The sequence below is a fragment of the Myxococcaceae bacterium JPH2 genome, from assembly GCA_016458225.1.
GTDB lineage: Bacteria > Myxococcota > Myxococcia > Myxococcales > Myxococcaceae > Citreicoccus.
Map to the genome: position 1 here is coordinate 180,136 of JAEMGR010000006.1, position 13,518 is coordinate 193,653.

Annotated in this window: 12 protein-coding genes and 1 tRNA gene; 6 read left to right on the forward strand and 7 right to left on the reverse strand. The window is 71.2% G+C overall.

The window, feature by feature from the left end:
* Nucleotides 1-19: 19 nt before the first annotated feature.
* The 3 genes from JGU66_13385 to JGU66_13395 form a co-directional block, all read right to left on the reverse strand.
* Nucleotides 20-1,882 carry an Hsp70 family protein gene (locus JGU66_13385; protein MBJ6761762.1) on the reverse strand — a complete coding sequence of 621 codons (1,863 nt, stop codon included), beginning with the start codon at nucleotides 1,880-1,882 and terminating at the stop codon, nucleotides 20-22.
* A gap of 51 nt (nucleotides 1,883-1,933) precedes the next feature.
* Nucleotides 1,934-2,542, reverse strand: coding sequence for a DUF2760 domain-containing protein (locus tag JGU66_13390; protein ID MBJ6761763.1), 609 nt, complete (start codon nucleotides 2,540-2,542; stop codon nucleotides 1,934-1,936).
* Between the two features lie 97 nt (nucleotides 2,543-2,639).
* Nucleotides 2,640-2,715, reverse strand: a tRNA-Ala gene (locus JGU66_13395).
* Nucleotides 2,716-2,924: 209 nt separating this feature from the next.
* Here JGU66_13395 and JGU66_13400 point away from each other — a divergent pair.
* The 5 genes from JGU66_13400 to JGU66_13420 all read left to right on the forward strand — a co-directional run bounded on the left by JGU66_13400 (nucleotide 2,925) and on the right by JGU66_13420 (nucleotide 9,251).
* The gene (locus tag JGU66_13400; GenBank protein ID MBJ6761764.1) at nucleotides 2,925-5,273 is read left to right on the forward strand and encodes a tetratricopeptide repeat protein; all 2,349 of its coding nucleotides are present in this window, start codon (nucleotides 2,925-2,927) and stop codon (nucleotides 5,271-5,273) included.
* 304 nt (nucleotides 5,274-5,577) lie between these two features.
* Nucleotides 5,578-6,462: a protoheme IX farnesyltransferase gene (cyoE, locus tag JGU66_13405; GenBank protein MBJ6761765.1), complete on the forward strand. Its 885-nt coding sequence runs from the start codon at nucleotides 5,578-5,580 to the stop codon at nucleotides 6,460-6,462.
* Nucleotides 6,463-6,495: 33 nt separating this feature from the next.
* Nucleotides 6,496-7,488 carry an ABC transporter ATP-binding protein gene (locus JGU66_13410; protein MBJ6761766.1) on the forward strand — a complete coding sequence of 331 codons (993 nt, stop codon included), beginning with the start codon at nucleotides 6,496-6,498 and terminating at the stop codon, nucleotides 7,486-7,488.
* Nucleotides 7,485-8,339, forward strand: a complete 855-nt coding sequence (locus tag JGU66_13415; protein MBJ6761767.1) for an ABC transporter permease — start codon at nucleotides 7,485-7,487, stop codon at nucleotides 8,337-8,339. The genes JGU66_13410 and JGU66_13415 overlap by 4 nt, the downstream gene beginning before the upstream one ends.
* A gap of 96 nt (nucleotides 8,340-8,435) precedes the next feature.
* On the forward strand, nucleotides 8,436-9,251 hold the full coding sequence (locus JGU66_13420; GenBank protein ID MBJ6761768.1) for a carboxypeptidase regulatory-like domain-containing protein: 816 nt from the start codon (nucleotides 8,436-8,438) through the stop codon (nucleotides 9,249-9,251).
* A 54-nt stretch (nucleotides 9,252-9,305) separates the two neighbouring features.
* On the opposite strand, the gene JGU66_13425 is transcribed toward JGU66_13420, so the two are convergent.
* The 4 genes from JGU66_13425 to JGU66_13440 all read right to left on the reverse strand — a co-directional run bounded on the left by JGU66_13425 (nucleotide 9,306) and on the right by JGU66_13440 (nucleotide 12,504).
* Complete coding sequence (locus JGU66_13425; protein MBJ6761769.1) at nucleotides 9,306-10,592, reverse strand: HAMP domain-containing histidine kinase; 1,287 nt, start codon at nucleotides 10,590-10,592, stop codon at nucleotides 9,306-9,308.
* A gap of 113 nt (nucleotides 10,593-10,705) precedes the next feature.
* Complete coding sequence (locus JGU66_13430; GenBank protein MBJ6761770.1) at nucleotides 10,706-11,386, reverse strand: response regulator transcription factor; 681 nt, start codon at nucleotides 11,384-11,386, stop codon at nucleotides 10,706-10,708.
* A gap of 14 nt (nucleotides 11,387-11,400) precedes the next feature.
* Nucleotides 11,401-11,925 carry a hypothetical protein gene (locus JGU66_13435; GenBank protein MBJ6761771.1) on the reverse strand — a complete coding sequence of 175 codons (525 nt, stop codon included), beginning with the start codon at nucleotides 11,923-11,925 and terminating at the stop codon, nucleotides 11,401-11,403.
* A 36-nt stretch (nucleotides 11,926-11,961) separates the two neighbouring features.
* On the reverse strand, nucleotides 11,962-12,504 hold the full coding sequence (locus JGU66_13440; protein MBJ6761772.1) for a periplasmic heavy metal sensor: 543 nt from the start codon (nucleotides 12,502-12,504) through the stop codon (nucleotides 11,962-11,964).
* Between the two features lie 302 nt (nucleotides 12,505-12,806).
* Here JGU66_13440 and JGU66_13445 point away from each other — a divergent pair, with 302 nt between their 5' ends.
* Nucleotides 12,807-13,013, forward strand: a complete 207-nt coding sequence (locus JGU66_13445; protein MBJ6761773.1) for a cold-shock protein — start codon at nucleotides 12,807-12,809, stop codon at nucleotides 13,011-13,013.
* Nucleotides 13,014-13,518 lie beyond the last annotated feature (505 nt).

Here is a 13,518-nt window from a genome sequence, read left to right on the forward strand (position 1 = left end):
CCGGTTGACGCCGGCCCTTCTATTCCTTCATCCGCACGTTGAGTTCCAGCTTCCAGCGACCGGATCCGCCCTTCTCCAGGCACCGCAGCTCCAGGGTGCCCAGCTCCGTCACCGCCGCCTGGAGGTTGACGGGCGTCAGGTCTCCAAAGGGCGTGGGTTGGCCGGAGAGCGAGGTCTCGATGGGGGCCAGCTCCTCCAGCGTGCCCTCCGCCAGCTCCACGTCCACGTCCTCCAACATGACGCCCACGGCGTCGTCGCGCCTGAGCGAGGAGGAGAAGAAGCGGAAGCGGGTGGGCTCGCCCGTGACGAGGCCGAACTCCTGCGGGGGAACGTCCGCCTGGGTGCCTTCCTCCATGCCGAAGGGGGCCACGCACAGCGCCTTCACGGGTGGCTCCATGCCGGGCACCGCCGGCATCGCCGTCTCCACGCCCACGTAGTAGGCGCGCGCCGTGCCGCCGCGGATCCGCAGGCCGTGGCCCTGACGGACCCAGCCGTAGTACGCCGCGCCGCGAGCCACCGCGAGGTCCAGGTCCGCGCCCTCCAGCTCCTTCGCGGGCGCGCCGCCGTCGGCCTCGAGCCACGCGTTGAGCACCTCCAGGACACGCGCCTTCAGGGGTCCGGCCTTGAAGACGCCACCGTTGAAGAGCACCGCGGTGGGGTGGAGGAAGGCCTTGCCGGTGACATCCACCGGCGCGTCGTGGCTGGCCGCGAGCGCCTGGGCCTGACGGGTGAGGAACGCGGCCAGGTGCTTGGTGACGGCGGCGTCCTGCGCGTACGGAAGCGCCATCTGCGCCAGGCCCGTGCGGCGCGCCGTGCGCGGCAGGTCCGTCAGCGGGGACACGGGGAAGAAGCCATCCGTGAGGACGCGGTCCAGATCCTCACGCGTCAGCTCCGTGCGCAGCGTGCCGCCGATGAGCGACGAGCCCCGGCCCGGAATGGCGATGGGCGCGCTCTTCATGGACGGGTCGGCGTACAGCGCTTCCTTCGCCTGCCGGCATCCATAGGTGAGGGCGTTGAACTGCCACGTGTCGAGCTTCTTGCCCTCGGTGGCGAGCCGCTGGTTCAGCGTGTGCGCCAGCGCGAGGTCCATGTTGTCGCCGCCCAGGAGGATGTGGTCGCCCACCGCCACGCGCAGCAGCTCCAGGTCGCCGTCGCGGTCCTTCACCGTGATGACGGAGAAGTCGGACGTGCCGCCGCCCACATCGACGACGAGGATGACCTCGCCGGGCTTCATCTGCTGGCGGAAGTTCTCGCCCATCGCCTCCAGCCACGCGTAGAGCGCGGCCTGCGGCTCCTCCAGGAGCGTGGGGTTCGCGATGCCCGCGGCCTTGGCGGCCTCCAGGGTGAGGTCCCTCGCTGCGGCGTCGAACGAGGCCGGGACGGTGACGATGACATCCTGCTCGGCCAGCGCGTTGCCGGCGTCCTCGCGCGCGCGGGCGAAGGTGTGGTCCCACGCTTCCTTCAGGTGACGCAGGTAGCGCGCGGAGGCGTCCAGCGGCGAGACGCGCTGCACCTCCGGGGGCGCCTGCCACGGCAGGAGCGCCGAGCGGCGATCCACCCCGGGATGGGACAGCCAGCTCTTGGCCGAGGACACCAGCCGGGTGGGCACCTTGGCGCCGTGCGCGCGGGCGAACTCGCCCACGATGGAGGTGGCGTCCGCGTTCCACGGCAGGGCCAGGCTCCCAGCGGGGAACTCCTGGGGACTGGGCAGGTAGAGGAACGAGGGCAGCAGCGGGCGCGCCTCCACGGTGCCGGGCGCGGTGAGCTGCGGGACGGGCAGCATGGATTGCGCGCGGCCTCGGGCCTTGCCGTCCTCGAGGTTGAAGTACGACACCGCGGAGTGCGTGGTGCCGAGGTCGATGCCGATTGCGTACCGGGCCATATCGGACGGGGACTCCTGAAGAAGGGCGTGCGTGCGTGCGTGCGCTGCGACTCAGGCCAGCTCCACCTCGGCGGGCGCGAGCACGCGGGGATCCATCGCCGGGCTCACCGCCGGGAACTTCACTTCGGTGGTCACCCAGCCGTGGTGGCGCAGGGTGCCAGCGAAGGGAGGCTCACCCGCCACGTTGCCGGTGAGCCGGATGCGCTGGGCGTCGAACCCGGCGGGCACCGTCACGCGCGCCCCCTCGCCCTCCGGGAGGACGGGCTGGAGCGTCAGGTACTGGTGCACCACCTTGCGGCAGCCCTCATGGACGATGCGCGCCGCCGCGCCCACGTCCGCGTCCGGGAACGCCGCCACGTTCTCCTGCACGAAGTCGAGGAAGCGGCCCTCGCGCTGGAGCATCCCCAAGAGGCCGAGCGCGCTGGCGTGCTCTTTCTCCGGGGGCGGCGCGGCAGGGGCCACCACGGAGACGGGCAGGGCCTCCTGGCGAGGGGCCGGCGTGCCGGCGGGCAGCTCCTTCAGCGTCCCCGAGTCGTACGCACGACTGGCCGGAAGCACCGCCTGCGCGAAATCGCGGGACACGAGGCAGCGCCAGAAGCACAGCCAGGCGAGCCAGAGGCGGGCGAAGAACGACAGGGAGGCGGACGGGTCGGCAGTCATCGGCTCCGGATAACAAAGCCCGCTTGCTTTGCAATTCGGCAGACGCCGCAAATGCAAAGGGCCTCACGGTTTCCCGTGAGGCCCTTTGTTTTCAACATGGTGGAGGTGGACGGGATCGAACCGACGACCTTCGCATTGCGAACGCGACGCTCTCCCAACTGAGCTACACCCCCACAACGGGTACGACGTACTTCGGGACTCTCGTCCCGCCGCGCCGGTTTGGGGCCGACGAGGTGGATGCGGCTGATACCGAACCATTCTCCGGCTGTCAAGCATCTCAATTTCTGCCCAGAACCGTGCGATTGACGTGCCGCGCAGCGGATGCCATAAAAACCGTTCTTCTCCGGAGCATCCTTCCCGGTTCCCCGGCCCCTCCCGGATAATGTCTACGTCCCCTTCGAAAACGTTGAGCCCCGCCGAGCTCGCGAAGCTTGAGCATGCGTTCGCTTCCGATCCTTCGTCGGACGCCTACAAGCCCTTGGCCGAGGCCTATCTCGGGATGGGCCGCTTCATGGAGGCGATGGTCGTCTGCAAGAAGGGTGTGAAGGCCCACCCTCAGCTCGCGGCGCCTCGCATCCTCCTTGCCCGTGTCTACGCGGACCAGGGCAAGGACAAGAAGGCGCTCGAGGAGGTCCAGGGCGCGCTTCAAGCGCAGCCCGCGGACAAGGCCGCGCTGCGCCTGGCGGGCGTGCTTCAGCTCAAGACGGGTGAGGCCGATGCGGGCCGCGCCAGCTTGCTGAAGGCGTGGGAGGCGGATCCCGGAGATCCGGAGACCGTCACGCTCCTCCAGCAGCACAAGGTGGAGCTCCCCAAGCCCGCCGCGCCGCCCCCCGCGCCGGTGGCCCCGCCTCCGCCCGCTCCCGTCGAGGCCGCCCCGCGCGCCGCGCCGACCCTCGCTCCGGAGCCCCGCTCGAACGCCGCCGCTCGCGCGGCCTCGGCTGCCCAGGCCCCGTCTTCCGCGGCGCCTGCTCGTTCCGCGGCGGCCCGCGCGGAGCCCGCGTCCCGTCCCGCGCCCGTGCGCCGCGCCCCGGTGGTGGTGCACGAGGTGGACGACGACGAGGATGATGCCCCGCCGCGTCGGGTCTCCACTCCGGCGGGACGTGGCAGCAAGGTCGTCACGCTGGCGCTCCTTGTCCTCATCCCGCTGTTCGCCGGCGGCTATCAGTTCTACGCGTCTCGGGCGAAGGCTCGGGCCCACGCGCTCAAGAAGGCGCTGGATGCGGCCACCAACGAGCTGAAGCACGACTCGTTCGCCAGCTACAAGAAGGCGTGCGACGCGGCCAACCAGGCGCTCGAGGTGGACTCCGAGTCCACCGCCGCCCATGGCTACCTCGCCTACGCCTACGCCATCCGCTGGGGTGAGCACGGCGGCGGTGACGACGCGCGCAAGCAGGCCGAGGAGCATCTGGCCGCGGCCAAGAGTGGCAAGGAGCTGTCGAGCCACCTCTATGCGGCCGAGGCGCTCATCCTCACCTACAGCGGCAAGGGCAAGGAGGCCCTGGGCCAGCTCGAGGAGCGGGTGAAGAAGTTCGACGCGGAGGGCAAGGCGTCGTCGCTCCTGTACCTGACGCTGGGCCTCATCCAGATGAACGCGGGGGACATGGAGCGCGCCCGCGACAGCCTGGAGCGCGCGCAGGCGCTGTCTCCGGATGATCCGCGCGTCTATGCCGGCCTGGGCGCGGTGTACCGGCGCATGGGCCAGGACGCCACGGCCTGGAAGAACTACGACTTCGCGCTGCGCTACGAGAAGAACCACCCGGAGTCGCTGCTCGGGCGCTCGCTGCTGATGCTGGAGCAGGACGAGCCCAACTACGAGCTGGCCAACCGGCTGCTCAAGGCGCTGCTGGAGGTGGACCCGCCGCCGAGCCCGCGGCAGCTCGCCACGGCGCACCTGGCGCGCTCGCTGCTCATCAGCCGCGTGTCGCTGGCCATGCCCTCGCTCAAGCCCGAGGTGCAGCAGAAGCTCTCCGAGGTCACCGGCGTGCCGGTGGACAAGGACAAGGCGCGCGCCGAGGTGCTCAAGGCGGAGGAGACGGGCTTCGCGCTGGACAAGCAGAACCCGGAACTGAGCCTCATCAAGGGGCGCCGCCTGCTCGTCGAGGGCAACTTCGACGCGGCCGCCGAGGAGATCCGCAAGGCCATCCGCCTGGATGCCTCGCGCGCCCAGTTCTACGTGGAGCTGGCCAAGGCGCTCATGGGCAAGCCGGGCGGCGAGAAGGAAGCCGCGGACGCGCTCAACACCGCCCTCAAGACGATGGGGGAAAGCCCCAAGCTGGTCGTGATGCTGGGCAACGCCTACCGCCGGCAGGGCAAGCTCCCCGAGGCGCTGGCGCAGTATCAGCGCGCGGTGAAGGACCCGAAGGCCAAGAACCCCGAGGCGCGGCTGGCCATGGGCGCCATCTTCCGGGAGCGCTCCGAGTGGGACAAGGCGCTGGAGCAGCTTGAGAAGGCCAACCAGGAGTTCGTCGGTCAGACGGACCGCGCGGCCCTGGCGCTCACCGAGATGGGCCGCGTCTACCAGGGCAAGGGCGACGCCGCGAAGGCGGACGAGACCTACCAGCGCGCGCTCACGTCGGACGAGAACTACGCCCCGGCGTACTACTTCTACGCCTCACTCCTGGCGAAGGACTCCAAGCAGGGCTCCAAGGCCCGGATGCTGGCGCAGGAGTACATGAAGCGTGAGCCGAAGGGCGAGTACGCCACCGAGGCTCAGCGGATGGCGGGCAACTAGCCCGAGCGGTCCTCCGCTGGCCTCACCCCGACGCCGCGGGCCCCCAGGGCTCGCGGCGTCGTGCTTTCGCGACAAGCGCTGCTGATGCGCGCCGGCAGTTGGACACGAGGCTCGTCCTGGAGGCCGGGTTGATGCCCGGCCGGGCGGCCGATATGCCCGCCCCGCGCGTTCCCTGCCGGGCGGCGGCGGCCTTGCCACCCCCTCCCGGTGCTTGTATGGGAGGGCGCACTTGGACGGGAGCGGCGTCCCGTCTTCCACCCGCGCCGGCAGCGAGGGCTGCCTGAGCCACATCCCGGGAGTCTGCGTGAGCGCGCGTGCCGTGTCCTTGTCGTCCACCGCGTCCGACCTGGTCTCCCTCACCAAGCCCAGCCTCTCCAGCCTCGTCATCATCACGACGGCCGGAGGCATGTGGCTGGCGCCTGGCTCGCTGAGCCCCGGGCGCGCGCTGGTGACGCTGCTGGCCACCTCGGGCACCGTCGGCGCGGCCAACGCGCTCAACTGCTACCTGGAGCGCCACAGCGATCAGTTCATGGCGCGCACCCGCAACCGGCCGCTGCCCGCCGGGCGCATGGACCCCGCGGTCGCGCTCTGGTTCGGCATCTCGCTGGCGGCGGTGTCGCTGCCCGCGCTGGCCCTGGGCGCCAACCTGCTGACGGCGGGCCTGGGGCTCCTGGCGCTCCTGAGCTACGTGCTCGCGTACACGCCGCTCAAGGCGCGCACGTCCGCGGCGATGCTCGTGGGCGCGGTGCCCGGCGCGCTGCCGCCGCTGATGGGCTGGACCGCGGTGACGAACGTGCTGGACTCGGGCGGCTTCGCGCTGTTCGCCATCCTGTTCCTCTGGCAGATGCCGCACTTCCTCGCCATCGCGCTGTTCCGCAAGGAGGAGTACGCCGCCGCGGGCCTCAAGTCCGTGCCGCTGGAGCGCGGCGACGAGTCCAGCCGCGCGCAGCTCGTGCTCTACGTGGTGGCGCTCGTCCCCATGACGCTCTTGCCCTTCCAGCTGAACATCGCGGGCGTGTGGTACCTGGCCGCGGCGGCCGGGCTGGGGCTCGCCTTCCTGGCCATGGGCGCGTGGGGCTTCTTCAAGCAGCTGGGGAAGCCGTGGGCGCGCCAGACGTTCTTCTATTCGCTGCTGTACCTGACCGGCCTGTTCGCCGCGCTGATGCTCGACCGCGTCCCTCGCGGCTAGCGCTCGCGGGCGCACGCCGGGGAGCAGACGCCCATGCTTGAGAGCCCGGTCCCCTCGCTTCCTCCCCCCTTGCTGCAACTGGAGGGGCTCACGCGCCGTTTCGCTGGCCGCACCGCGGTGGATGGCCTGTCGCTGTCCGTGCGACAGGGCGAGATCCTGGGCCTGCTCGGCCCCAATGGCGCGGGCAAGTCCACCACGTTCCAGCTCCTGGCGGGGCTGCTCGCCCCCGACGCGGGGCACGTTCGCTTCGAGGGACAGCCGCTGTCCCTGAGCGACCCGTCGCTGCGCCGCCGCATGGGCATCATCTTCCAGCGGGGCAGCCTGGATGACCTGCTGTCCGCGCGCGAGAACCTGCTCCTGGGGGCCCGGCTGTACGGCCTGTCCGGCGCGCGGGCGCGCGAGCGGGTGGAGACGATGCTCACGCTCATCGGCCTCAGCGACCGGGGCGACGAGCGCGTGGGGACGTGGTCGGGCGGCATGCGGCGACGGTTGGAGCTGGCGCGCGCGCTCGTGCACCAGCCTCGCGTGCTCTTGATGGACGAACCCACCCAGGGTTTGGACGAGGGCTCCTTCCGCACCTTCTGGGCGCACCTCAAGCGCCTGCGCGACGCGGAGGGCATCACGGTGCTGCTCACCACCCACCGCGCGGACGAGGCGGAGGTGTGCGACCGGCTCGCGGTCCTGGACGGAGGGAAGCTGGTGGCGTGTGACACGCCGGCGGCGCTCGCGGCGCGCATGGGGGGAGACATCCTGACCCTGGAGGCGCCGGAGCCCGAGGCCCTGGCCGCGCAGGTGCGAGAGCGCCTGGGCCTGGATGCGAGCGTGGTGGAGGGGCAGGTGCGCGTGGAGGTCGCGCAAGGACATGCGCTGGTGCCGCGGCTGGTGGAGGCCTTCCCTCCGGGGCGGTTCGCCTCCGTGTCGCTGCGCCGGCCCACGCTGGCGGACGTGTTCCTCCAGCTCACCGGGCGCGCGCTCGGAGCGGATGCTCCGGCCCCGCAGCCTGTCGCGAAGAGGAGTCGCCGATGAGCGCCGAGGTGTCCGCGGATCAGCCCGCGCTGGAGGCCCCCGTGGCCACGCGTCCCGAGCCCGGGGCGTTGGCGCTGCAATGGGCGACGGTGCGCGTGCTGCTGGCGCGCGACGTGGTGCGCTTCTTCCGGCAGCCGAGCCGCGTGGTGGGCGCGCTCGCGCAGCCCATCCTTTTCTGGTTCGTCATCGGCTCGGGCTTCGCGGGCTCGTTCCGCGTGGAGGGCGCGCAGGGGCTGGGCTACCAGCAGTTCTTCTTCCCGGGCGTCGTCACCATGGTGGTCCTCTTCAGCGCCATCTTCGCCACCATCACCGTCATCGAGGACCGCAAGGAGGGCTTCCTCCAGGCGGTGCTCGCCGGGCCGGGTTCTCGGCTCGCGGTGGTGTTGGGCAAGGCGCTGGGCTCGTCCACCATCGCGCTGATGCAGGCGTCGCTGTTCCTCTTGTTCGCGCCGTTGGCCGGGGTTCGTGGCGACACGGTGAACCTGCCGCTGTTGGCCACGGTGATGGTGCTGTCGGCGCTCGCGCTGACGGGCATGGGCATGTCGCTGGCGTGGTGGGTGCGCTCCAGCGCGGGCTACCACGCGGTGATGAGCATCGTGCTCCTGCCCATGTGGGTGCTGTCCGGGGCCATGTTCCCGCTGAAGGGCGCGGGGCCGGTCATGGCGTGGGTGATGCGGCTCAACCCCATGCGCTTCTCCGTCGAAGGCGTGCGCCGGGCGCTCTATGGCGTCGAGGCGTCCGCGGCGGTGGGCTCCGCCCAGAGCGGCCTGGGGCTGGAAGTCCCGGTGCTGCTCGCGTTCGCGGTGGTGTTCCTGGGGCTAGCGGCCTTCAGCGTGAGCCGCCGCGAGTAGCTCCGCCGAGCCAGCCCCGTCGTTGGACTTGAGGTCGCCCTTCCACTACGAGGGGACCCACGTTGGAACCCTGAAGCTCATCAAGGAGACTGCCTCATGACGCTGCGTTCGCTCGGCCTGGCGGTGGTGGGTGCCGCGGGCCTGATGGCCCTGCCGGCTTGCAAGAAGGACGAGGCGCCGCCCGCGCCTGCTCCCGCGACGGAGACTCCCTCTGCCGCCAAGCCCGCAGCGCCGGTGGCCGCTGCCGCAGCGCCGATCGCGCCCGCGGGCAAGGGCGTGGTGAAGGGCGTGGTGAAGTTCACGGGCGAGGCGCCCGCGATGGCGGACCTGCCCGCGAGCCTCGACACCGCCTGCGAGGGACGGCCGGTGAAGGAGCAGTCGGTGCTCGTGAAGGATGGGCACCTGCAGAACGTGCTGGTGCGCGTGAAGGGGCCCGTGGCCGGTGCGCCGCCCGCGCCCTCCACGCCGGTCCTCGTGGACCAGTCCAAGTGCACGTACCTGCCGCGCGTGCAGGGCGCGATGCCCGGCCAGCAGGTGATGTTCAAGAACAGCGACGGCACGCTCCACAACGTCCGCGGCGTGGTGGGCACCAAGCCCGTGTTCAACGTCGCGCAGCCGCCATCGGCCGCTCCGGTCGAGAAGCCGCTGCCCGCGGACGCGGACGTGCTCAAGCTCAAGTGTGACGTGCACCCGTGGATGGCGGCCTTCGTCGTCGCCAACGCGAACCCGTACTTCGCGACCACGGGCGAGGACGGCGCCTTCACGCTCACGGGCCTGCCGGCGGGCACGTACACGCTGGAGGCATGGCACGAGACGCTCGGCACGAAGACGGCCGAGGTGACGGTGAAGGACGACGCTCCTGCCGAGGCGGCCTTCGACTTCTCCGCCGCGGACGCCACGGCGAAGAAGTAGTCGCGAGCAGTGCTCCGGGGCTGTGATGTTCCACGCCCCGGAGACTCCGCCGCGTCAGGTCTCCGCGCGGTTCGGCGGACCCTGACGGCGGACCGTGAAGCCCACCCGCGCGCCTCCGCCTGGGCGGTTCTCCGCGAAGGTCTCTCCTCCGTGGGCCCGCGCGATGCGCTGCACGAGCGCGAGCCCCAGGCCCAGGGAGCCGGCCTCGCGGGCCTCTCCGCCGCGGTCCTTGCGATAGAACGGCTGGAAGATGCGCGTCTCCTCACCTGGGAGGAGGCCCGGGCCGCGGTCGTCCACGCAGAAGGCCACCTCGGCATCGCCGCGCGGCATCATCCGCAGCGACTCCGCGCCGCCGCCGTGCTTGCGCGCGTTGTCCAGCAGGTTCACCAGGGCGCGCCCCAGCAGTGTGGCGTCCGCCACCAGTCCCGGCTCCTCGGCGGTGACGTCGAGCTTCTCGGCCGCGAGGCCCGCGCGCTCCAGCGCCCGACACGCCAGCTCCCGGCCATCCAGCACCTTGGGCGTGAGCTGCCCGAAGTCCAGCCGCGAGCTGGCCAACAGCTCGCCCACCAGTGCGTCCAGCTCCACCACCTCGCGGTCCATCTGGTCGAGCGTGCGGGGGCTGCCGCCGCTGTCACGCAGCAGCTCCGTGAGGACGCGCATGCGAGCCAGGGGCGTGCGCAGCTCATGCGAGACGGCGGCGAGCAGCTCGCGTTGATCCACCACCTGCTTCTCGATGCGCGCGGCCATGTCGTTGAAGGCCTCGGCCAGCTCGGCGAACTCCCCCGTGGCGTGCCAGTCCAGGCTCGCTCGGACATCCAGCTTGCCCGCGCCGAGCGCCTGGGTGGCGCGCACGAGGATGTCCACGGGGCGCGCCAGCTTCCGGGCGATGCCTCCCGAGGCGGCCCACAGCACGGTCGCCGACAACGCCAGCGGCAGGATGAATCGCCAGATGGGCCGGTTGCGCGTGTTGCCGTAGCAAGCGCGCGCCTGGCCCATCCGCGTGCCGTCGCGCTCCACGGGCACGGAGATGTCGGGCCCGTGGCAGGGCTCGCCCGCGTGGGCGATGACGGCGCCGCTCGTGTCCAGCAGCTCCACGGACACGTTCAAGTCGCGAGCAATGCCCTCCATCAGCGCCTGCCGCTGCGCGGGCACGTCCCAGGCCTCGGCGAAGCGATTGCCGACGTAGTGGCGCATGCGCTCTGCTTCCTGGCTCCACAGCGTGCCGCCCACCAGGTTCATCACCGCGCCCACCAACATGCTGGTGACGAGGATGCTCGCGCCGAACCACATGAAGAGCCGGCGGTGCAGCCGGGCGCGCACGTAGTGGCCCAGGCGCCCCATCCGCCAGTGATGCCAGTGGTGCCACTGGTGCCAGTGATGGTGATGCGGGAAGGGCGGTGGGTGGCGGCCCCGGCCGTGCGAGCGGGGATGGGGCCGGGGCGGAGGACGGGGCCTCATGCGCCCTCTTTGGCGAAGACGTAGCCCACGCCGCGCACGGTCTTGATGAGCCGGGTGCCCGCGTCGCCGAGCTTCTGTCTCAGATGGGAGATGTGAACGTCCACGGTGCGCTCGCCGACAACGGTGTCCGTGCGGCCGGCTTCACCCAGGAGCGCGTCGCGCGGGATGACGCGCCCCGCGCGGCGGACCAAGGCCACCAGGAGGTCGAACTCCAGGCCGGTGAGGTCCACCGCTTTGCCGTCCACCTGGACCTCGCGTCCGGCCACATCGATGGAGACGCCCGCGGACTCCAGGCGGTCCGCCACCGCCGAGGGCTGCGAGCGTCGCAGCACCGCGCGCAGCCGCGCGAGCAGCTCGCGCGGACTGAAGGGCTTGGGCAGATAGTCGTCCGCGCCCAGCTCCAAGCCCACCACGCGGTCCGTCTCGTCGCCCTTGGCGGTGAGCATGAGGACCGGGATGCGACTCTTGGCCCGGATGCGCTTGCACACCTCCAGGCCATCCATGCCCGGCATCATCACGTCCAGGAGCACGGCGTCGTAGGCCCCGGCCTCCAGCGCCGCCAGCCCGCGACCTCCGTCGACCGCATGGCTGACGGTGAGGCCGTTCTTCCCGAGGTACTCGGCGAGCAGTTCGTACATCCGGGTGTCGTCGTCGATGAGCAGGACGCGTGTGGACATGGAGGCCCGGGACTCTAACGCGCCCCGGCGGTCGCGGCGGGAGCACTGCCCACGGAAGCGGGCAGGGCCAGGGTGGGGGCTGGCCGCACGGCCGGGCTGGCGTCGAGCGTCACCATGTTCCCCGACGAGAGGGCGAACCCCGTGACGCCGGCCGGCACCGGGGCCGAGGCGACATACACCGGCTGCGGTCCCGCCGCGGTCGCGATGACGACGGGCTGAAGGCCCGTGGGGGTCGCGACGTAGAGGGCCTGCGCGGACGGCGTGAGGCCAGGCATGGGCGTCGCGGCGACCGGAAGCGAAGCGAAGGCCGGCGGCGCGGTGACGGAGACGATGACCGGGCCGCTGCTCGCGGCGGAAGGCGGCGGAGGATTGGCCGCGGCCGGAGCGGGCTGGGGCGCGCGGGGGGCGGGACCTTCCCACGGTGAACCCGACGCGCCCCAATGACAGGCACGATTCCGGTGCGCGAGGCTCGCGAAGCCAGAGGCGTAGCCTCCGAGGGTTCCCGCGGCGAGGAGGACGATCAACAGACGGCGAGGCATGGGTAGGCTCCTTGCGTGCGCTGAAGGGAACGGGCCTCAGTACATGGGGGGACGGGCGTCATCGGAGTGCGGCCCGTGGTGGTGCCCGCGACCGCGCCAGCCGCAGCGGCCGTGGTGGCGGCCCTGCCAGCCGTGGTGCCAGCCGCGCTCCATCAGGTCCGCGAGCTCGCGGCGCTGGTGCGGCTCCAGGGCCTCGTGGACCTGCGCGAGCGCGCCCTGCACGGTGCGGCGGACTTCCTCCAGCGCGATGTCCTGGCGGCTGAACAGCTCGCGCACGGCGGCGCCGTCGAACTGCTCGCCGCGCATGGCCTGGGCGAGGCTGGAGCGGCTGTCACCGAGCACCGAGCGCGCCTTGCCGAGCGCCTCGAACACGTCATCCACGGCCTTCGAAATGACCTTCTCCTGGCCGGGCGTCGCGTCCAGCCGCTCGAACAGCCAGTGCAGGCGGGGACGCCAACCGAAGCCGCGGCGCTCGCCGTGTCCGAACGGGTGATGCGAGTGCCAGCGGTGGTGATAGCCCCGGCGCACCGTGGCGAAGAGTCCGGCGAGGCACGCGGTTCCAAAGACAAATCCAAACATGGACTGCTCCTGGGTAGGCCCGAGCGGACTGCGAAGGGCGCGGGCGTTGTTGACGGAGCAGAAAGTAGAGAGGCGGTGTGAAGCGCACGCCCGGGACGGGTGAAGAAGTGTGAAGGGGGCGGAGAACACTTCTGAAAGCCCGATTGTCGGTTGGACGACGCTTGGCGGCCCGGTGGTCGGGTGGGCTCCTGGCTCCAGCTGGCAAGTGAGTAGAATTCCCTGCGTGCCGGAGCGATGTCCGTCCCGTCACGGGGGGTCTGGTGACGCCGGGTCCCCAGTCAGAGCAGAAAGAAGAAGGTCACATGGCAACTGGAACTGTGAAGTGGTTCAACGACGCGAAGGGGTTCGGGTTCATCGCCCAGGAGAATGGTGAGGATGTCTTCTGCCACCACTCCGCCATCAACATGGATGGCTTCCGTACCCTCCAAGAGGGTCAGAAGGTGGAGTTCGACGTGACGCGCGGTCCCAAGGGACTCCAGGCCCAGAACGTGCGCCTCTCCCAGAGCTGAGCAGGACTCGGGACTCCGCGCCGGGTGGGCCAGTCTTCTCTCGGAGGACTGGGCCCTCGGCGTCCCCGTCCGTGGGCGGACAGCCAGCCCGTGGCTGTTCTCCCGCCAACACCCGGCACCTTGTCTGTCTTGAGGTCAAGAGCGTGGCCGCGCTCCGATGCGCGCCACCTGCCCTGCGGCTTCGATGACGGCACACGCACCCAGGCCTGCGCGCGCTGGGGCTCAGGCCGACAGTTCCCTCACGCGCACGGCATCGTGTCGGCTCAACGCCAGCGGCGCGGCGAGCCCGCGTATGTGAAGGCTCCAGGTGTCGTGGCTCGCCCGCTCCAGGCGACTCTCCCCGACATGCCCTGGGATTCTCGGAGCACCTGAACCTTGAGAGGCTGCCGCTCCGACCAGTCGCGAGCGTTCGCCGCGGCCTGATTCAACCCCGCCGCAACGTGGCTGGCCGGCGAGTTCGTGTTCGCTCTGCCGGGCGTCTCTCTCTTCCTGCGTTCGTGGCTCA